The 19,410-nt window shown below is 71.3% G+C and carries 18 protein-coding genes and 3 tRNA genes; 11 read left to right on the top strand and 10 right to left on the bottom strand.

All coding sequences use genetic code 11. The annotated features are described in order from the left end of the window. Positions 1 to 4 precede the first annotated feature (4 nt). The 4 genes from ACTWPV_RS27770 to ACTWPV_RS27755 form a co-directional block, all read right to left on the bottom strand. The gene (locus ACTWPV_RS27770) at positions 5 to 823 is read right to left on the bottom strand and encodes a carbohydrate ABC transporter permease (protein WP_347643912.1); all 819 of its coding nucleotides are present in this window, start codon (positions 821 to 823) and stop codon (positions 5 to 7) included. Beyond that, complete coding sequence (locus tag ACTWPV_RS27765) at positions 820 to 1,734, bottom strand: carbohydrate ABC transporter permease (protein WP_443154039.1); 915 nt, start codon at positions 1,732 to 1,734, stop codon at positions 820 to 822. The genes ACTWPV_RS27770 and ACTWPV_RS27765 overlap by 4 nt, the downstream gene beginning before the upstream one ends. Continuing rightward, positions 1,731 to 2,798 (bottom strand): LacI family DNA-binding transcriptional regulator, encoded by a 1,068-nt coding sequence (locus tag ACTWPV_RS27760; RefSeq protein WP_443154038.1) that lies wholly within the window; start codon positions 2,796 to 2,798, stop codon positions 1,731 to 1,733. Before ACTWPV_RS27760 ends, ACTWPV_RS27765 begins: the two co-directional genes overlap by 4 nt. A 238-nt stretch (positions 2,799 to 3,036) precedes the next feature. Further along, positions 3,037 to 4,287 carry an MFS transporter gene (locus ACTWPV_RS27755; protein ID WP_443154037.1) on the bottom strand — a complete coding sequence of 417 codons (1,251 nt, stop codon included), beginning with the start codon at positions 4,285 to 4,287 and terminating at the stop codon, positions 3,037 to 3,039. Between the two features lie 22 nt (positions 4,288 to 4,309). On the opposite strand from ACTWPV_RS27755, the gene ACTWPV_RS27750 reads away from it, so the two are divergent. Next, a complete protein-coding gene (locus ACTWPV_RS27750) occupies positions 4,310 to 5,581 on the top strand; it encodes an ROK family protein (protein ID WP_443154036.1) in 1,272 nt (423 codons plus the stop codon). Positions 5,582 to 6,177: 596 nt separating this feature from the next. Further along, positions 6,178 to 6,483, top strand: coding sequence for an integration host factor, actinobacterial type (gene mihF, locus ACTWPV_RS27745; protein WP_043641121.1), 306 nt, complete (start codon positions 6,178 to 6,180; stop codon positions 6,481 to 6,483). A gap of 147 nt (positions 6,484 to 6,630) precedes the next feature. Here the strand turns inward: mihF and ACTWPV_RS27740 are convergent, their stop codons facing one another. Both ACTWPV_RS27740 and ACTWPV_RS27735 read right to left on the bottom strand, forming a co-directional pair. Next, entirely contained in the window at positions 6,631 to 7,278 is a 648-nt protein-coding gene (locus tag ACTWPV_RS27740; RefSeq protein ID WP_443154035.1) for a response regulator, read from the bottom strand. Then, the gene (locus ACTWPV_RS27735; RefSeq protein ID WP_443154034.1) at positions 7,269 to 8,516 is read right to left on the bottom strand and encodes a sensor histidine kinase; all 1,248 of its coding nucleotides are present in this window, start codon (positions 8,514 to 8,516) and stop codon (positions 7,269 to 7,271) included. Before ACTWPV_RS27735 ends, ACTWPV_RS27740 begins: the two co-directional genes overlap by 10 nt. 184 nt (positions 8,517 to 8,700) lie before the next feature. Between ACTWPV_RS27735 and ACTWPV_RS27730 the strand changes: the two genes are divergently transcribed. The 4 genes from ACTWPV_RS27730 (at position 8,701) to ACTWPV_RS27715 (ending at position 13,786) form a co-directional block, all read left to right on the top strand. Then, positions 8,701 to 9,981, top strand: coding sequence for an acyltransferase family protein (locus tag ACTWPV_RS27730; protein WP_347643918.1), 1,281 nt, complete (start codon positions 8,701 to 8,703; stop codon positions 9,979 to 9,981). Positions 9,982 to 10,027: 46 nt separating this feature from the next. Continuing rightward, on the top strand, positions 10,028 to 10,528 hold the full coding sequence (locus ACTWPV_RS27725; protein ID WP_443154033.1) for a GNAT family N-acetyltransferase: 501 nt from the start codon (positions 10,028 to 10,030) through the stop codon (positions 10,526 to 10,528). Between the two features lie 47 nt (positions 10,529 to 10,575). Continuing rightward, on the top strand, positions 10,576 to 13,083 hold the full coding sequence (locus ACTWPV_RS27720; protein WP_443154211.1) for a DEAD/DEAH box helicase: 2,508 nt from the start codon (positions 10,576 to 10,578) through the stop codon (positions 13,081 to 13,083). Positions 13,084 to 13,270: 187 nt separating this feature from the next. After that, a complete protein-coding gene (locus ACTWPV_RS27715; RefSeq protein WP_443154032.1) occupies positions 13,271 to 13,786 on the top strand; it encodes a DUF2087 domain-containing protein in 516 nt (171 codons plus the stop codon). Here ACTWPV_RS27715 and ACTWPV_RS27710 read toward each other — a convergent pair. After that, positions 13,753 to 14,679, bottom strand: coding sequence for a helix-turn-helix domain-containing protein (locus ACTWPV_RS27710; RefSeq protein WP_443154031.1), 927 nt, complete (start codon positions 14,677 to 14,679; stop codon positions 13,753 to 13,755). The two genes, ACTWPV_RS27715 and ACTWPV_RS27710, sit on opposite strands and share 34 nt — an antisense overlap. Before the next feature lie 41 nt (positions 14,680 to 14,720). Here ACTWPV_RS27710 and ACTWPV_RS27705 point away from each other — a divergent pair, with 41 nt between their 5' ends. Beyond that, a complete protein-coding gene (locus tag ACTWPV_RS27705; protein WP_347643922.1) occupies positions 14,721 to 15,500 on the top strand; it encodes a phytanoyl-CoA dioxygenase family protein in 780 nt (259 codons plus the stop codon). A gap of 5 nt (positions 15,501 to 15,505) precedes the next feature. Here ACTWPV_RS27705 and dusB read toward each other — a convergent pair whose 3' ends face one another. Then, positions 15,506 to 16,615 carry a tRNA dihydrouridine synthase DusB gene (dusB, locus tag ACTWPV_RS27700; protein WP_347643923.1) on the bottom strand — a complete coding sequence of 370 codons (1,110 nt, stop codon included), beginning with the start codon at positions 16,613 to 16,615 and terminating at the stop codon, positions 15,506 to 15,508. Between the two features lie 81 nt (positions 16,616 to 16,696). Further along, entirely contained in the window at positions 16,697 to 16,927 is a 231-nt protein-coding gene (locus ACTWPV_RS27695) for a hypothetical protein (RefSeq protein WP_443154030.1), read from the bottom strand. 60 nt (positions 16,928 to 16,987) lie between these two features. Between ACTWPV_RS27695 and ACTWPV_RS27690 the strand changes: the two genes are divergently transcribed. From ACTWPV_RS27690 to ACTWPV_RS27675, 4 genes are all read left to right on the top strand, one after another. After that, positions 16,988 to 17,662 carry an ACT domain-containing protein gene (locus tag ACTWPV_RS27690; RefSeq protein ID WP_443154029.1) on the top strand — a complete coding sequence of 225 codons (675 nt, stop codon included), beginning with the start codon at positions 16,988 to 16,990 and terminating at the stop codon, positions 17,660 to 17,662. A 15-nt stretch (positions 17,663 to 17,677) separates the two neighbouring features. After that, positions 17,678 to 17,749, top strand: a tRNA-Gly gene (locus tag ACTWPV_RS27685). A 14-nt stretch (positions 17,750 to 17,763) separates the two neighbouring features. Further along, positions 17,764 to 17,837: transfer RNA gene (locus ACTWPV_RS27680), tRNA-Cys, on the top strand. Between the two features lies 1 nt (position 17,838). After that, a tRNA-Val gene (locus ACTWPV_RS27675) sits at positions 17,839 to 17,913 on the top strand. A gap of 82 nt (positions 17,914 to 17,995) precedes the next feature. On the opposite strand, the gene ACTWPV_RS27670 is transcribed toward ACTWPV_RS27675, so the two are convergent. Beyond that, complete coding sequence (locus ACTWPV_RS27670; protein WP_443154028.1) at positions 17,996 to 19,333, bottom strand: APC family permease; 1,338 nt, start codon at positions 19,331 to 19,333, stop codon at positions 17,996 to 17,998. Positions 19,334 to 19,410 lie beyond the last annotated feature (77 nt).

Genomic DNA, 19,410 nt, shown 5'->3' with positions numbered 1-19,410 from the left:
CCTCCTAGCCCTTGACGGCGCCGGCCATCAGGCCGGACTTCAGGCGCCGCTGGATGATTGCGAAGAAGATCAGGCTCGGGATCGTCGCCATGAGCGACGCCGCGGCCAGCGGGCCGAGCCTGGCCACCCCCTCGGGGCCGGTGAACCTCACCAGCGTCAGCGGGAGCGTCATGACATCGGGGTTCTGCAGGATCACGAGCGCGAACATGAACTCGTTCCACGACGAGATGAACGCGAACAGCAGCGTGGCCACCACGCCCGGCGCGAGGAGCGGCGCCACGACGGTGGCGATCGAGCGCAGCCGGGTGGCGCCGTCCACGGCCGCCGCCTCCTCCAGTTCGGGCGGCACCGCGCGCACGTACCCCTGCAACATCCACAACGCGAACGGCAGCGTGAACGTCACGTGCACGGCCACCAGCCCCGGCAGCGTGTTCACCAGGTCCATCTCGCGCAGGATCATGAAGAGCGGGATGATGATCAGGATGAACGGGAACACCTGGCTGACCAGCACCCACCCGAGTGCGACCCGGTTGAGCAGGCTGCGGTAGCGAGCCATGGCGTAGGAGGCGGGCAGCGAGATCAGCACCGTGATCACGCTGCTGAACAGCGCCACGATCAGGCTGCGCACCGCCGCGCCCACCAGGTCCTGCTCGCCGAACGCGTCGGTGAAGTTGGCCAGCGTCGGCTCGCGCGGCAACCACGTCGGCTCGGTCAGCGCCATCTCCTGCGGCGTCTTCAGCGCCGTCGACAGCAGCCAGAGCAGGGGAAAGGCCAGGAAGACGATGTACGCGACCAGCGCGGCGTACTGCGGTAGGCGTCTCATCGGCTCTCCCTCATCTGCCGCCACAGGTACAACCCGAGCACCGCGAGCACGACGATCGCCATGGCGAGGCCGAGCATCGAGGCGTAGCCCGCGAACCGGTAGCGGAACGCCTCCTCGTAGGCGAACAACATCGGCAGCCGCGTCTGCCCGCCGGGCCCGCCCTGCGTGAGCACGTAGACCAGGCCGAACTGGTTGATGTTCCACACGAAGTCGAGCGAGGTGATCGCCACGATCACGGGCCGCAACTGCGGCAGCGTGATGCTCCAGAAGCGCCGCCAGCGGCCCGCGCCGTCCATCTCGCCGGCCTCGTAGAGCTCCTTGGGCACGTTCTGCAGGCCCGCCAGGAGCACGACCGTGGTCTGCGGCATGCCGGTCCACACGCCGACCACGATGATCGCGGGCAGCGCGAGCGAGAAGTCGGCCAGCCAGTTGACGTCCGTGCCGAGCAGGTCGTTCAGTATGCCCGCGTCGGGGTGGTAGACGAGCTTCCACATCAGGCCGATGACCACGGGCGGCATCGCCCACGGCACCACCGCGAGCACCCGGGCCACGCCCCTGAAGCGCAGGTTCTGGTTGAGCAGCACGGCCAGGCCGAGCGCGGCCAGGAACTGCAGCACGGTCACGGAGACCGCCCAGACGGCGCCGATCCTGAACGACGCCCAGAAGTCGTCGTCGGCCAGCAGGTCGGTGAAGTTCGCCAGGCCGACGAAGCTCGTCTCGTGGACCCGCGTGTTGCGGGCGTCGGTGAAGGCCAGGCCGATGCCGTACAGCAGCGGGCCGACGCTGAACAGCAGCACCGGCACCAGCGCGGGCAACATCAGCAGCCACATCTCGCGCGTCTGGCGCGACATGCGGCGGCGCTTGGCGCGCGGCCTCCGCGGCGGCGCCGGTCTCGTCACGGTCGCCGTCACGCGCCGCCCTCCTTCCTCTCGGTACGTCCCGCGTCGTCGTGCGCGGCTCCCTCGCCCGCCGTGCTGGCGCGGATGACGAGCCGGGGTGGCACGGTGACCACCCGCGGCTCGCGGTCGCCGCCCTGCAGCCGGTCGAGCAGCCGGTCGAGCAGCAGCTCGGCGGCGGCCTTGCCGCGCTCGGCCGACCCGAGCGAGACGCTGGTCAGCGCCGGCCACGAGGCCGCCGCCAGGTCGGTGTCGTCCATGCCGACCACCGCCACGTCGGCGGGCACCCGCTTGCCCGCCGCGCGCAGCACGTCGAGCGCGCCGAGCGCGATCAGGTCGTTGGCGCACATCAGCGCGTCCACGTCGGGAACCCTGTCGAGCAGCTCCGCCACCGCGCGGCCCCCTTCCGCGCGGTAGAAGTCGCCGATCCGCACGAGGTCCTCGTCGTAGGGCAGGCCGAGGTCGGCGAGCGCCTCGCGGTACGCGGCGCCGCGGGCCGCGCCCGGAACGGTGTCGAGCGGGCCGTTGATCATGCCGATCCTGCGGCGGCCGAGCGCGTAGAGGTGGTCGATCGCCAGCCGCACGCCGGTGCGGGAGTCGGCGCGCACGTTGTCGGCCCGCGTGCCCTCGGGCACCGAACCGATGATCACGACGGGCGCCCTGGCCGCGGCCAGCATCTCGAGGTGCTGCTCGGTGACCCGCAGCGGGCTCATGATCAGGCCGTCCACGTAACGTTCGCCGAGGCTGTGCAGCACATCGATCTCGTCGGCCACGACGGCGTCGGTGGAGTGCAGCACGAGCCGGTAGCCCGCCGCCTTCAGCACCGGCTGGATCTCGCGGAGCATGGCCAGGTAGGCGGGGTTGCCGACGTCGGCCATGGCGAAGGCCACCTGGTGGGTGCGGCGCGACTTGAGCGACCTGGCCACGGCGTTGCGCACGTAGCCGAGCTCGTCGGCGGCGGCCATCACCTTGCGCACGGTCTCCTGCCTGGTCGGCAGGCCGTTGAGAACCCGCGAGACCGAGGCGATCGAGACGCCGGCGCGCTCGGCGATCGTGGTGATCGTGGGTCCGTCGGCCACGGTTGTCCTTCCCGGTGGTGTAAACGTTTACGATCTGATTGCTGTAAACGTTTACCGCGTGAGCCACATGAAACCGGCGCGCAACCTGCAGGTCAAGTCACGATCGCATAACACCAGGTCAGCCGCCATGCCGGCAAATCCGCGACCACCGGCGCGGCAAGCCGGGCGCGCCCGGAGCATGCCGGACGCGCGACGGATGAGGCCCGCGAAGACGGGCAGGACGCGGCGCCGCGCGGGGTCAGTCCCGGGCGGGTTCGGGCTCCGGCCCGGGCGCGACGACCCCTTCCCCACGGGACTCCGCGCCGGAGACCCTGAGCAGCGAACGGATCGCGGGCGCGCCGGCGAGCGCCACCACGGCGGCCAGGACCGTCGGGATGACGAGCGCGACCGGCAGCGAAGAGGCCTCGGCCACGTAGCCGAGCACGGCGGGCCCCAGCAGCAGCCCGCTGTAGCCGAACGCCGTCACCATGGCCAGCGCCCGTCCCACCCGGTCGCCGACCGCTCCGACCGCGCTGAACAACACCGGCACCACCGTGGCCAGCCCCACCCCGGCCAGCGCCCAGCCGGTCCACGCACAGACCACCTGGAGCGGCTCGCCGACGACGGGCGAGAGGAGGATCAGCACGTAGCCGACGGTGGCGAAGAGCCCGGCCAACTGGATGGTGCGCACGGAGCCGAGCCTGGCCCTGATCGGGTCGCCCAGCAGCCGGACGGTCGTCATGGCCACGGAGAAGACCGTGTACGCCAGCGGCGCCATGGCGGGGTCGGTCTCCAGCACCGTACGCGCGTGCAACGCGGCCCAGTCGATGGCCGCGCCCTCGCTCAGGTGCCCGGCGAAGGCGGCCAGCCCGAGCACCGCGATGAGTCCCCACTTCAGCCCGGCGCCCTTCTGGGCCCCCGGCTCCGGCGAGGCGTGCTCGGGCTGGTCGGGCAGCAGCAACCGGGCCGCGGGAACGTACAGGAACGGCACGACCAGGGCCGCCGCGATCAGCAGCCACTGGGCGTCGAGCCCGGCCTGCAGGACGAGCGCGGTGAGCCCGCCCCCGGCGGCGCCGCCCAGGCTCCACGTGCCGTGGAAGGCCGAGATGATCGGCCGGCCGTAGCGGCGTTCGACTTCGACGGAGTGGGCGTTCATGGAGACCTCGGTCACCCCGAGCCCGATCCCGAACACGATCGCCAGCACCACGAGGGCCTCGTACGAGGGCGCCAGCGCCGGGCCGAGCAGGACCAGCGCCGAGAACGGGCCGGCGAACCAGCACACCCGCCTGCTGGACCACCGGTCCACCAGGGATCCCGCCACCAGCATCGACACCAGCGCACCGCCGGAGATCAGCAGCAGGATGCTGCCCAGCCGGGCGAAACCGAGGTCGAGCCGGTCGTTCAGGGACGGCAGCCCGGCCGCCCAGAGACCCATCACAAAACCGCAGAGGATGAAAAATCCGAAAACTCCGGCACGAGCACGCCTGGCTTCAATGAGGCTTTTGTTCACGGCTAGAGCATAAACTGTGTTCGTGAACGGAGCCACGACGAGCGGCGAGCTTCGCGCGCACAACCGGGTGCGGCTGCTGCGCGCCGTCCACGACTGCGGGGCCACCAGCACCCGATCGCGGCTGACCCGCGACCTGCGGCTGGCGAGGGGGACGGCGTCGGTGCTCGTCGCCGGGCTGGCCGAGGACGAGCTGCTGCACGAGGAGCCGGCCCAGGAACACGCGCGGGGACGCCCGACCCAGGTGCCGGGCCCTCATCCACGCGGGCCGCTGGCGCTGGCGGCGGACGTGCGCGAGGACGCGTGGGAGCTGGCGGCGTGCGAGCTGGGTGGCCGGGTCGCCGTCCTGGACGTGCGCCCGCACGACGGCACGCCCGAGGGCGCTCTCGTTCCGCTGGGCGAGGCCGTCGCCGCCCACACGTCCCGGCTCGGCCACCGGGTCGTCGGCGTCGGCGTCGCCCTGGCGGGGCCGGTGCGGTTCGGCGGCCTGGTGGACATCGCCCACCTCGGCTGGCGCTCGGTGGACGTCCCCGCCCTCCTCGGCCTGTCCCCCGCCCCCGGCGACGCCCCGCGGGAGGACGCCGCACCGGGCGCGAGCGAGGTGGTGGTCGGGAACGACACCGCGTTCGCGGCGCTGGCGGAGGCGCGGCGCGGGCGGTTGCGAGGGGTGCGGGTGGGACTGCACCTGCATGTGGACTTCGACCTGGGCGGCGTGCTGGTCGTCGAGGGGCGCCCGCTGGGCGGGGCGAGCGGCACCGGCGCCGAGTTCGGGCACATACCGCTGGGGGGCGGCGACCGGCCCTGCATGTGCGGGGCGATCGGCTGCTGGGGCATGGATGTCGGCGCGAACGCGCTGCTGCGCCACGTCGGCCTGGAGCACGGCGGCGGCCGGGGACGCGAGCAGGCCGAACGGGTGCTGGCCACGAGCGAGGAGGCGGTGGCGGCCGGCGCCGCCGCGCTCGGCCGCGGGATCGCCGCCCTGGTGAACGCCCACGATCCGGAGGTGGTGACCCTGTCGGGCCACGGCGTGGAGCTGGCGGAGCGCGCGGGCGGGACGCTGCTGCGGGCCTGCGAGCCCCGCCTCATGGCGATCCGCCGTGACCCCCCGCCCAGGATCGCGGGGTCGGCTCTGGGCTGGCGCGGGGCGCTGCTGGGCGCCATGGAGTCGGTCTTCGACGCCTTCCTGACCCCCGAAGGGCTCGGAAGGTGGCGGGAAAACCACCCTGACCAGGGTCGCGACACGCCCGAAAGGCGAAATGTGACGCATTCCACCCCGCGTAGGGATAAGCCGCAATAGCGCCCTCCGTATCCGAACACGTTTGCGATCTTGTACGGCCCTCCGCCGGCGAGCCGTACGGCTGCGAGGATCCGGCGGGCCGGACCCCCATGACCCGGGCGGCGAACGCGTGAACCTGGAGCTCGCGCCCCCATGACGGAGGCGGGCGCGACGCGGGGCGTGCCGGGCGTGCGCGGCCATCCCCGTGGCGCTCGCGGGCACGGGCGATGTCCGGCGTTTCCCCAGCGTATGAAGGGTACGGAGGCGTGCTCGCGCCGGGCGGGGCGCGCACCTCGGCCGCCCCGCGAGGGACGACCGCGGACCCGGCGAGGCCGGCGGCTCGCTCGCAGGGCCGGCCGGGGCCCGGTCCCGCCGCCGCTGAGGTCGCACCCGCTCCGTGAGGGCTACGGTGTGGGAGAACGCGTGGTCGGCGGCATGAGGGCCGGCGAAGGCCCGGTCACGCGGCACGTGGCGTGCGCGTGAGCGGCCACGACGGGGTGGCCGGCACGTTGAGCCGGGCGCTTTCCGCAACACGAACCGCTGGTATCCGCCATGATTAGCCACTGCACCACGGGTAACAGAACCCGAACGTAAAACTCCCCGAGGAGAGAACAGAGATGGCACTTCCCACCCTCACCCCCGAGCAGCGTCAAGCGGCTCTGGCCAAGGCGGCCGAGGCGCGTGCCGCACGCACCGCCCTGCTGGCCAAGGTCAAGGCCGGCGAGCTGACGTTCGCCCAGCTGCTCGAGCGCGACGACGACATCGCGAAGAAGATCAAGGTCTCCCAGGCGCTGCGCGCCGTCAAGGGCGTGGGTCCGGCCAAGGCCACCGCGCTGATGGAGGAGGCGGGCGTCGACGAGAAGCGCCGTCTCGGCGGCCTGGGCGCCCAGCAGCGTAAGAAGCTGGTCGACGCGCTCGGCTGACCCCGAGCGGCCAGGTCCGCGCGCAGCGCCGCGCGGACCGGCCAGCCACCCCTCAGCGCGGCCGAGGAGGGACCGGAGAGCGGAGCCGCCCCCGCTCGCCGGCGGGCCGGGGCCGGGGGTGTGGGCGAACCGACAACGACATAAGGGTCAGGACCGCAGGTAGGTCAGCACAGCGAGCACCCGGCGATGCTGGTCGCTGTCCTCCGCGTAGAGGCCGAGCTTGCTAAAAATGCTCCTGATGTGCTTCTCCACGGCCCCGTCACTGATCACGAGCTGCCGCCCGATGGCCGGATTCGACTTCCCCTCGGCCATCAGCCCGAGCACCTCACGCTCACGCGGCGTGAGCTGCGCCAGCGGGTCGTCCTTGCGCCTGCGCACCATCAGCTGGGACACCACCTGCGGATCGAACACGGTGCCGCCGGCGGCCACCCGCCGCAGGCCCTCGAGAAACTCGTCGACGTCGACGACGCGGTCCTTCAGCAGGTAGCCCACCGCGCCCCGGGCGTCGGCCAGCAGGTCGTCGGCGTAGGAGACCTCGACATACTGCGACAGGATGAGCACGGGCGCGCCCGGCACCCTGCGCCGCGCCTCGACGGCCGCCCTGAGCCCCTCGTCGGTGAACGACGGCGGCATGCGCACATCGACCACCGACACGTCGGGCCTGTGCCCGGCGACGGCCTCGACGAGGCCGGGGCCGTCACCGACGGCCGCCACCACCTCGCAGCCGAACTCTTCGAGCAGCCTGACCAGGCCCTCCCTGATCAGGACCGCGTCATCGGCCACGACTACCCGCACGGCACCTCCGCCACGATCGTTGTCGGCCCGCCGTCGGGTGACTGGATCGTCAGCTCCCCGTCGACGGCGCGGAGCCGGTCGGCCAGCCCGGCGAGACCGTGTCCCTTGGCGACGCTCGCGCCGCCGACACCATCATCCCCGATCGTGAGCATCAGGCCGTCACCGATGCGGACCAGCTGGACCGTGCAGACGGTGGCGCGGCTGTGCTTGGCCACGTTCGTGAGAGCCTCGGCGCACACGAAGTAGACGGCGTTCTCGACCGACGCCTGATAACGATCGACCGTCTGCACGTCCAGGTCCACCGGGATCGTGCAGCGCCCGGCCAGGGCGGCGAGAGCGGGCGCGAGACCGCGGTCCGACAGGACGGGCGGCGCGATGCCGCGGGAGAGCGCGCGCAGCTCGTCGAGCGTCTCGCGGGTGGCGCCGATCGCCGACTTGAGCGTGACCTGCGCCGCCTCGGGGTCCTTGGCCATCTGCCGCTGCGCCCTGGACAGCTCCATGGCCAGCGAGACCAGCCGCTGCTGCGGGCCGTCGTGGATGTCGCGCTCCAGCTTTCGCAGCGCGTTGGCCTCGGCGGAGACGGCCGCGGCGCGCCCTTCGGCCAGGTCGTCGATGCGCTCGTGCAGCTCGGCCACGCCGGTCAGCAGCGCCCTGCCGAGCCCGGCCCGCAGCAGCGCGGCCCCGCGCACCATGAAGGGCATGAGCACCGCGAAGACCAGGCCGATGCCCACGTGGAAGACCACGTTGACGAGATAGCCGTCGCCGAGGCCGAGCAGCTCGGGCAGCTCCGTGTTGCCGGGGATCCGCATGGTGATGATGCCGTACAGCGGCCAGGTCAGCCCTGCCAGGGGGATCGCCCAGAAGACGACCGTCAGCACGAACGCCACGATGGCGAACGGCAGGCTGACGATGCCGTGCAGCAGATCGAGCCAGGACTGCCCGCTGGTCAGCGGGTTGACCAGCCGGCGGAACCAGCCCGCGCCGTCCGGGGCCGGCTTGTAGCGGGGCCGCACCGGAGGGCGCTTGAGCACGTCGGACAGCCAGCCGCGCTCCGCGTCGGCGAATCCCCGCGCCATCATCAGCGTGCCGGCCAGGAGTGGCACGCCGAGCCACACGACCAGGGTGCCCGTGCCGGCGGAGAAGCCGGCGACCATGAGCACGAAACCTATGACGGTCGTGGGGAAGCCCACCAGCGTGTAACGGGTGTCGAGAAGGACACGCCTCATCAGGGAGCGCATGGCCTCAACCGTATTTCGTCCCGTCGTCCCGGACGAGCGGGTGCGCCGGTGTGCGGGGGTAGGGCCAGCCCTACCGGAGCCGGTGGTGCGATCTTGACCTCGACAGGGTGGGCGGCGGCAATGTGCGCGGGCGCCCGCGACGGAAGCCTTGAGTCATCCGTCCCCTGCGAATCGAGGCGCCCCCATGACCGTTCTGCTGGACCGCCCCACCGCCGCGGCCACCACGACCACGGGGCCGCGCCGCACGGCAGGCGTGCGCGCGGCGCGGGATCCGTTCATCGACCTGCTGCGCGTGTTCGGCATGGCACTGATCGTCCTGCAGCACTGGACCATCCCCGTGCTGTCGTACGACGGGGTCCGGCTGAGCACGGGCAACGCGCTGTCCACGCCCGGCGTGTGGGTGGTGACCTGGATCAGCCAGGTGATGCCGCTGGTGTTCTTCGCGGGCGGCGCCGCGAACGCGATCAGCTTCGGGCGCACCGGCAAGAGCGCGCCGCGGTGGCTGGCGGAGCGGCTGCGCCGCCTGGCCTGGCCGCTCCTGCCGCTCGCCGCGGTGTGGATCCCGCTGCCGCACATCCTGCTCACGCTGGGCGTGCCCGAGCAGCCGCTCGACGTGGGCGCGAAGCTGACCGGGCAGCTGCTGTGGTTCCTGGCCGTCTACCTGATCGCCGTCACGGCCACCCCGTACGCGCTGCGCCTGCACCAGAGGTACGGCCTGTGGATCCCCGCCGGGCTGGCGGCCGGGGCGGTGCTGACCGACGTGGCACGCTTCTCCACCGGGGTCGAGGCCGTGGGCTACCTGAACATCGTGTTCGTCTGGCTGGCCGTGCACCAGCTCGGCTTCCTCTACGCCGAGGGCCGGCTGCGCCACGCGTGGGCGCTGGCGGCGGGGGGCTTCGGGGCGGCGGCTTCGCTGGTGGCGTACGGCCCCTACCCGGGCAGCATGATCGGGCTGCCCGGCGCCGAGATGTCGAACATGGCCCCGCCCACCCTCGCCATGCTGGCCGTCTCCGCCGGGCAGATCGGGCTGGCCGTGCTGCTGCGGCCGTGGTTGCTGCGGCTGCCCACGGGCCGGCTGCTGGACTGGGCGGGGCCGCGGATCATGACGGTGTACCTGTGGCACATGCCGGCCCTGTTCGCCGTCACCGGCGTCGTGGTGGTCCTGCTGGGCATCGAGACGCCGGCGCCGGGCAGCGCGCTCTGGTTCGCCGGATGGCCGCTCTGGTTCGGGCTGCTGTGCCTGGTGTTGTGGCCGCTGCTGAAGGGGTTCGCCCGGTTCGAGACGCCGCCCGCGCTGCCGTACGGCAAGGAGGGCTGGGGCACGGTGCTGGGGGCGACCGCGCTGGTCGGCGCGGGGGTGCTGATCCTCACCGTGGGCGGCTTCGCCCCCGGCGGCGGGCCGTTCCTCGCGGTGATCGCGCTGCTCGGCGGGCTGCTGGTGACGGCGCCGCGCGCCGGGGCGTGAGGTCGGGGAAACACCGGCGTAACGCGCCGGTGCGCAGAATGGGGGCATGACGAAGGTCCGAGCCCTCGCCGGCGCCGATCTGCCCGCCGTCGCCGCCATCTACGCCCACTATGTGACGGGCAGCGTGGCCACGTTCGACGAGACGCCGCCGTCGCTGGACGACTGGCGGGCGAAGGCGGCCGGCGTCACGCGGGCCGGGCTGCCGTTCCTGGTGGCCGACGTGGACGGCGTGATCGCCGGCTACGCCTACCTCGCTCCATACCGTCCCAAGCCCGCCTACCGGCACACCGTCGAGGACACCATCTACCTCGCGCCCGGCATGACCGGGCGCGGGCTCGGCCGGCTGCTGCTCGGCGAGCTGATCGACGCGGCGCGCCGGACGCACGCCCGCCGGGTGGTGGCGGTGATCGCCGACTCGGGCGACCCGTCGTCGGCGCGGCTGCACGAGGTGTACGGCTTCGCCGAGGCCGGCCGGCTGAGGGCCGTGGGATTCAAGCACGGGCGCTGGGTCGACACGGTCCTGCTCCAGCTCGACCTGGAGGTTTGACCTAATCGGGGCGGAGCCGGTTCGACCATCGGGCAAACTTCGGCAGGATAGAGGGCGTGAGCCTACTCGTTGACCGCCTGCCAGATGACATCGACGCCGATCCCGACGCCATCTTCGACGCTTTCGTCGCCTGGAACTCCGAGCGGGGGCTCACCCTCTATCCCGCCCAGGAGGAGGCGCTCATCGAGGTCGTCTCCGGCAGCAACCTGATCCTGGCCACGCCGACGGGGTCGGGCAAGTCGCTGGTGGCCGCCGGCGCCCACTTCGCCGCGCTGACGCGTGACGTGCGCACGTTCTACACCGCGCCGATCAAGGCGCTGGTCTCGGAGAAGTTCTTCGACCTGTGCGCCGTCTTCGGCACCGAGAACGTCGGCATGATGACTGGCGACGCGAGCGTCAACGCGGGCGCGCCCATCATCTGCTGCACGGCCGAGATCCTGGCCAACGTGGCGCTGCGCGACGGGGCCGCAGCCGACATCGGCCAGGTCGTCATGGACGAGTTCCACTTCTACGCCGAGCCCGACCGCGGGTGGGCCTGGCAGGTGCCGCTGCTGGAGCTGCCCAACGTGCAGTTCGTGCTGATGTCGGCGACGCTCGGCGACGTGTCGATGTTCGAGCGCGACCTGACCAGGCGCACCGGGCGGCCCACGTCCGTGGTCAAGCACTCGGAGCGGCCGGTGCCGCTCGTCTACTCCTACCGGATGACCCCGCTGCACGAGACGCTGGAGGAGATGCTCAGCACCGGCCAGGCGCCGGTCTACGTCGTGCACTTCACGCAGGCCGCGGCCATGGAGCGGGCCCAGGCCCTGATGTCGATCAACATGGCGACGAAGGCCGAGAAGGAGGCCATCGCCTCGATGATCGGCGGGTTCCGGTTCACCACCCGGTTCGGGCGCGCCCTGTCGCGGCTGGTCCGCCACGGCATCGGCGTGCACCACGCCGGCATGTTGCCGAAATACCGGCGGCTGGTGGAGCGGCTCGCGCAGGCGGGGCTGCTGAAGGTCATCTGCGGCACCGACACGCTCGGCGTCGGCGTCAACGTGCCGATCAGGACGGTGCTGTTCACGGCGCTGTCGAAGTACGACGGCAACAAGGTGCGCCGGCTGCGCGCCCGCGAGTTCCACCAGATCGCCGGGCGGGCCGGCCGGGCGGGCTTCGACACGATCGGCTACGTCGCCTGCCAGGCTCCCGAGCACGACATCGAGAACGCCAAGGCACTGGCCAAGATCGGCGACGACCCCAAGAGGCGGCGCGGCTATGCCCGCAAGAAGCCGCCGGAGGGCTTCGTGGGCTGGAGCGAGGACACGTTCGTCAAGCTCCAGGAGGCCGAGCCCGAGCCGCTCAACTCGCGTTTCAAGGTCAGCAACGCCATGCTGCTCGCGGTGATCAACCGGCCGGGCGACTGCTTCCAGGCGATGAAGCACCTGCTGACCGACAACCACGAAGACCGCAAGTGGCAGCGGCGGCACATCAGCCAGGCCATCGCGATCTACCGGTCGCTGCTGGCCGGCGGCATCGTGGAGCAGTTCGCCGAGCCCGACGAGCAGGGCAGGCGGGCCCGGCTGACGATCGAGCTGCAGGAGGACTTCGCGCTCAACCAGGCGCTCTCGACGTTCGCGCTGGCCGCGTTCGACCTGCTCGACCGCGAGTCGCCGGCCTACGCGCTCGACGTGGTCTCGATCGTGGAGTCGATCCTCGACGACCCGCGCCAGATCCTGTCCGCCCAGCTCAAGAAGGCCAGGGGCGAGGCCGTCGCGCAGATGAAGGCCGACGGCGTCGAATACGAGGAGCGGATGGAGCAGCTGGCCGAGGTCATGTATCCGATGCCGCTGGACGACCTGCTGCTCGGGGCGTACGAAACCTACCGGCGCGGGCATCCGTGGGTCGGCGACTACACCGTCAGCCCGAAGTCCGTGGTGCGCGACATGTTCGAGCGGGCCATGACGTTCGCCGAGTACATCCAGTTCTACGAGCTGGCCCGGTCCGAGGGCACGGTGCTGCGCTACCTGGCCGACGCCTACCGCACGTTGTCGCGCACGGTGCCGGAGCATCTCAAGACCGACGACCTGGTCGACCTGATCGAGTGGCTCGGCGAGCTCGTCCGCCAGGTCGACTCGTCGCTGATCGACGAGTGGGAGAAGCTGACCAACCCGGCCGAGGTGCTGGAGCAGAAGGACCAGCTGGAGGCCAAGGTGCGCCCGGTCACCGCCAACCCGAGGGCGTTCCGGGTGCTGGTGCGCAACGCCATGTTCCGGCTGGTCGAGCTCTGCGCCGTCGAGAAGGAGGACGAGCTGGAGGAGCTCGCCCCCGACGTCGACTGGGGCGCGGCGCTGGACGCGTACTACGACGACCACGAGGAGATCCTCACCGACGCCGACGCCCGGGGGCCCGCGCTGCTGCGGATCGAGGAGGAGAGCGGGTTGTGGAAGGTCCGCCAGACGATCAGGGATCCGGCCGGCGACGGTGACTGGGGCATCGACGCCCAGGTCGACCTGGCCGCCTCCGACGAGGAGGGGCGGGCCGTGCTCCACGTGATCGGGCTCAACCGGCTCTGAGATCCCGGAGAAGCGACAAGCCCTGTGCCGGAACGGACTGGCAAGGGCGCCCCGGCACAGGCCTGTCGATTAAGTGTCCGGCTCTGAGTGTTGAGGTCGTGTCATAGCCATGTCTCAAGATCGAGACATTTCGTGACATATGCGATTACAAAGAGTCAGGAAAGCCTCGCGTCGATCATAGGACAAAATGGGTGAGGTGAACGACCACGACCTCCGGCGCGTCCTCGGGCTGCTCTCCCAGGACGACACGCTGCGCGCCTTCTCCGCCCTGGTGCTCGGCCTCCCCGGCGACCCGTCCCCCAAGGCGCTGCACAGGCTGGCCGCGGGCGGCCTGGCCGCCCGCGGCGACGACGGCACGTGGCGGGCCACGCCCGAGCGGTTCCGCGAGCTGCTGCGCGCCCACGCGGAATCGGCCGACGAGCCGGCCGGGGAACTCGGCGCGGAGGAGCGGGTGTTGCGGACGTTCCTGGTCGGCGGGCGGCTGACGACCACGACGATGCGCCGCGACAAGCGGCTCGTCGTGCTCCGGTACATCGTGCGGGTGTTCGAGCCGGGAGTGCGCTATCCGGAGAAGGACGTGAACGTGGCGCTGCGGGCCTTCCACGACGACCACGCGGCGCTGCGCCGCTACCTGGTCGACGAAGGGCTGCTGTCCCGGGAGGACAACGTCTACTGGCGCAGCGGCGGCCCCGTCGACGTCTGAGCGGGCCGCCGGTCCCGCAGGCGGGCGCGATAGTCGCGGGGCGGCATCCCGTACTCCTTGCTGAAGGCCCGGCTGAAGTGGAAAGGGCTGACGAAACCGCACGCCAGCGCCACCTGGCCGACGTCCATGTCGGTCACCTCCAGCAGGCTCGCGGCGTGGCCGGCCCGCGCCCGGCGCACCACCCGCATGGGGGTCTGACCGGTCTGCTCGGCGAACAGGTGGGCGAAGCGGGAGGGCGAGAGCGCCACGGCACGGGCCAGCGAGGCCACCGAATGCGGGGCGCCGGGCTCGGCCGCGATGATCGCCAGGGCCCGGCGGACACGTTCGTCGCCCTCCTCGCCCGTCCGCGTGGCCTCAGGGCGCGCGGACGCGGTGGCCAGCACCAGCACCTCCTCGACCGCGCCGAGCACCAGCTCCCGCGCGGGCCCGCCCACGGCGAGCGCCGGAACCCGCGCCTCGACCGGCGCCACCGGCGCGAACCCCGGCGTCCAGCGCGCGTCCTGGAGCGCCCGCTGGAACGCCAGATCGACGCGCTCGTGCACGGACGGCGGCACCCCGGCGACCAGGTGACAGCCGTCGCCCTCGCCGTACGGCGCCAGCCACGCCGCCCAGCCCGGCCGCGGCTGGAAGTGCACCCACCAGAACCGCCACCGCTCCGCGCCCGCCCGCACCCGGTAGTGCTGCGCCGCCCCCGAGCCCAGCACCGCCAGATCCCCCGCCGCCACCGCGAACGACGTGCCGCCCTGCTCGACCAGCCCCTCCCCCGCCTCCGTCCACAGCAGCAGCCAGCTTGGCGACCCCGCCGGGCGGCGTGTCGCGTAGCCGGGCGCCTTGTCGTAGTGGCCCACGATCAACAGCTCGGCAGCAGGAACAGACAGGTCCTCAGCGGTCACAGGCATACCGTCGCACGAACGTGCTCTCTAGCGTGAGACCCATGAGGCTCAACGACTTCCACGACCAGGGATTCATGCTGGCGCCAGCCCTCCTGTCGCAGGAGGAGGTGGCCGAGCTGCGCGAGGAGTTCATGGCGCTGCACGCCAGAGGGCCGATCCCCGGGCACTTCGCCCCGCAGCCGCAGGAGCCCGGCCGGCCGTACGACATCCTGCGCGACTATCCGCGCATCATGCACCCGCACCAGGTGAACGACGTGGCCCTGCGCTTCCTGCTCGACGCGCGCATCGCCGCGATACTGCGCGACCTCCTCGGCGAGGAGCCGATAGCAGCTCAGAGCATGTTCTACTTCAAGCCGCCGGGCGCCAGGGGCCAGGCCCTGCACCAAGACAACTTCTACCTCCGCGTCGAGCCGGGCACCTGCGTGGCCGCCTGGGTGGCGCTCGACCGGGTGGACCGGGCGAACGGCGGCCTGGAAGTGGTGCCGGGGACGCACCTGATGGACCTGTTCTGCCCGGAGGAGGCCGACCAGGGCACGTCGTTCACCAGGGAGTACGTGCCGCCGCCACCCGGCCTCGAACGGGTGCCCGTCGACATGGACCCCGGCGACGTGTTGTTCTTCAACGGCAGTCTGGTGCACGGCTCGGAGCCCAACACCACGAGCGACCGGTTCAGGCGCAGCTTCATCTGCCACTACACGGGCCGCTCGGCCGAGCGCATCGCGGAGTATTACCCGACGCTCACGATGTCGGGCGAGCGGATCCGGCTGGAGCCGGCCGTGGGCGGCGGCCCCTGCGGCACCGAGATCACCGGCCCGCACTGAGCGCGTCAGCCGCCGGAGACGTCCGACTCGGCCGCCTCCGGCACCACGCAGTCCCACGGATCGTCCAGCCACCCGTCCGGCAGCAGCACCTTGGACCGCTCACCCGACTTGCCGCGCGGGGTGTCGGTGTTGGGCGGCCACGGCTGGTCGTGATCGAGCTTGGCCAGCCCTTCGCGCAGCCCGTCGAGCGATTCGGCCGTGGCCAGCTCACGCCGCAGCTCGCTCCCGACCGGGAACCCCTTCAGATACCACCCGACGTGCTTGCGGAAGTCGGCCACCGCGTAGCGCTCGATGTCGAAGCACCCGGTCAGCCCTTCGGCGTGCCTGGCCATCGTCTCGGCCACCTCGCCGAGCACCGGCCTGGCCCGCTCGGGGCTGCCGTTGAACGCGTTCTCCAGATCTCTGAACAACCACGGCCGGCCGAGGCACCCGCGCCCGACCACCACGCCGTCGCAGCCCGTGCGCGCCACCATCCGCAGCGCGTCGTCGGCCGACCAGATGTCGCCGTTGCCCAGCACGGGGATCTCCGGCACGGCCTCCTTGAGCCGGGCGATGGCCGCCCAGTCGGCCACGCCTCCGTAGTGCTGGCGGGCCGTGCGGGCGTGCAGGGCGATCGCCGCGACCCCCTCCTCGACCGCGATGCGCCCGGCGTCAAGATAGGTGAGGTGATCGTCGTCGATGCCCTTGCGCATCTTCATCGTCACGGGCAGCGGCCCTGCGTTCGCGACCGCCTCGCGCAGGATCCGCCGCAGCAGATGCCGTTTGTACGGCAACGCCGACCCGCCCCCGCGTCTGGTCACCTTGGGCACGGGGCAGCCGAAGTTGAGATCGACGTGGTCGGCGAGGTCCTCCTCGACGATCATCCGGACCGCCCGGCCCACGATGGCGGGGTCGACGCCGTACAGCTGGATGCTCCTGGGCCGCTCGGACTCCGCGAACCGGATCATCCTGAACGTCTTGGGATTGCGCTCGACCAGCGCCCGCGTCGTGATCATCTCTGACACGAACAATCCGGCGCCCTGCTCGCGGCACAACACCCGGAACGGCGCGTTGGTGATGCCCGCCATGGGCGCGAGCACCACCGGCGGCCACACCTCGATCGGCCCAATCTTCACCCGCTCAGTTGTAGCGCAGGTATGGCCGCGAGCGGTATTCGCCCATGGGTTCGGCCCCGGGTGGGACGAGTGTCCGCGACCTCAGTTCGTCCGGGGCCTGATCAGCACTTCTTCGGGGACGTCACCTTGACGTTCGACGTCCTTGCTCTCCACCTCAGGGGTGACCACCGCTTCGTCGGTGACCGCCGTGCCGTCAGAGGTGGCCGCCGCGGCGCCCAGCGTGAGCACGGCCCCAGTGATGACGCCGGTGATGACGCCGGTGATGACGCCGGTGATGATTCCCGTGAGCAGGCGAGGCGGCGCCGAAAGCACGGACCGCCGCACCCCTCACCGATAAACTGTGCACCGGCATCTTCATGCGAGGGGACACGGATGCTTCTTCGAGTGCGCCTGGTGCTGCCCGACCGGCCCGGCTCTCTGGCCCAGGTGACGAGGGTCCTGGGGGCGGCGGGGGCCGACATCACCCAGGTGACCGTGCTCGACCGGGGCGCCGGCCGGGCCGTCGACGACATCACGATCTTCAACCCGGCGGGCACGCCCAGGCAGGCGCTGGTCAAAAGCCTGGAAGGCGTCGAAGGCGTGACGGTCGAGGGTGTCTGGACCACCCGGGAGGCCCCGGGCACCTACCCCGAGCTGGAGATCCTCAAGTTCATCACCACGGCGGGCGACCGGGCGCTGACCACGCTCGTCGACTCGCTCCCCGTGTTGTTCAGCGCCGACTGGGCCGCCACGATGACGGCCGAGCAGCGGGTGGTCTACGCGAGCTGGCGTGCCCCGCAGCAGCCGCCCGCCATCCCGGCCGACGTCCCGGCCCGCCCCGTCGCCCTGACCCTCGACGACGACCTGCACGTCATCCATGCCCCGCTGCCACCTCTGGCGCTGTCTCTGGTGCTGGCCCGCTCCGACGGCCCCTCGTTCCACCGCATCGAGGTGCACCGCCTGACGAGGATCCTGGAGATCTTCCTCAGCCTGCCCGCGACCGAACGCGGCATGGTCCGGCTGCTCCGCGACCAAGGACCGGAAGCATCCGGTCGAAAAACCCGCTAGAGTTAACGGAGCAACGCGGAAGTGGCTCAGTGGTAGAGCATCACCTTGCCAAGGTGAGGGTCGCGGGTTCGAATCCCGTCTTCCGCTCGGAGTTTGGGCTCGGTGGCGTGGCCGAGAGGCGAGGCAGCGGCCTGCAAAGCCGTCCACACGGGTTCAAATCCCGTCGCCACCTCCACGGACGATTAGCTCAGCGGGAGAGCGCTTCCCTGACACGGAAGAGGTCACTGGTTCAATCCCAGTATCGTCCACCAGCTCTGGCGGACCCCCGGCTTCTCGTCGAAGCCGGGGGTCCGTTCTGTGTGCCGCGGTTTTGCCGAGCCGCCGTTCGTGCGCTTACGAGGCCCTCTGGCGGCGCACCACCAGCCAGTTGATCCCCCACAGGACCAGCCCGACGGCCAGGAGCAGGCCGGCCCGGACGTACACCTCGGCGGGCCGGCCGGTCAGCGGGCTCGCCATGATGAAGGCCAGCACGGCGCCGATCACGGGAAAGGCCGTGGGCGTGCGATAGTGCGCGTGCTCCACCCGGTCCTTGCGCAGCACGAGCACGGCCACGTTGACGATCGTGAAGACGCACAGCAGCAGGAACGCCGTCGTGTCGCCGAGCCCCGCGATCTCTCCCGTCGAGATGAGCGCGATGGCCAGCGCGGTGGTGAAGATGATGCCGATCACCGGAGTACGGCGGCGCGGATCGACCCAGCCGAGGCGGCGGGGCACCACGCGTTCGTTGGCCAGGCCGTACACAAGCCGGGAGGCCATCATCATGTTGATCAGAGCCGAGTTGGCGACGGCGAAGATGGCGATCGCGGCGAAGAGTTGCGGCGGGAAGTTGAGCCCGCCGGCCTTCACCACCTCGAGCAGCGGGCCGGACGACTCCTCCAGGACCCCGGGCGCGACGAGCAGCGATGAGGTGAGGGCCACGAGGATGTAGACGACGCTGGTGATCGCCACCCCGAGGAAGATCGCCCGGGGGAAGTTCCGCGAGGGGTCCTGCGTCTCCTCGGCCATGTTCACCGAGTCCTCGAACCCGACGAACGCGAAGAAGGCCAGCGCGGTGCTGCCGAGCAGGGCGTACATCAGGCCGCCCGCCTGCTCGGTGTCGATCTCGACCAGCCTGGAGGGCTCGCCCGCCCCCGTGAACACGGCGTAGACGCCGATCAGGATGATCACCAGCAGGCCGGTGAGCTCGATCAGCGTGAACACGATGTTGGTCTTCACCGACTCGGAGACGCCCCGGTAGTTCAGCGCCGCGACGGCGACGATGAAGACGATGCCGACCACCACGCTCGGCAACGTGAAGAACGCCTCCAGGTAGTCGCCGCCGATCGCGCGGGCGGCGGCGCTGGCCGAGGTGAGACCGGAGCACATCACCGTGAACGCGACCATGAACGTGAAGAAGGGCTTCTTGAAGGCTTTCTGCGTGTAGAGCGCGGCGCCCGCCGCCCTGGGGTATTTCGTGACCAGTTCGACGTAGGACATCGCGGTGAGCAACGCGATGACGAAGCCGAACAGGAAGGGCATCCAGAGGGCGCCACCGACCTGGCCGGCCACCACGCCGGTCAGCGCGTAGACGCCTGTGCCCAGGATGTCGCCGATGATGAAAAGGATGAGAAGCTTGGGGCCGATAGCCCGTTTGAGGGGAATGTGGCCGGCCTCAGGTGCGGCGCCTGTCATGCGAATGTCATTCCCCGGTCACGGTTTCTGACACCGGGCTGGGTCACCCCGCGCGGTCGAGCCGTGACGCCGCCCGC

This window comes from Nonomuraea sp. KM88, assembly GCF_052245635.1.
Classification (GTDB): domain Bacteria; phylum Actinomycetota; class Actinomycetes; order Streptosporangiales; family Streptosporangiaceae; genus Nonomuraea.
This window is presented reverse-complemented; position numbering and strand designations above follow the sequence as displayed.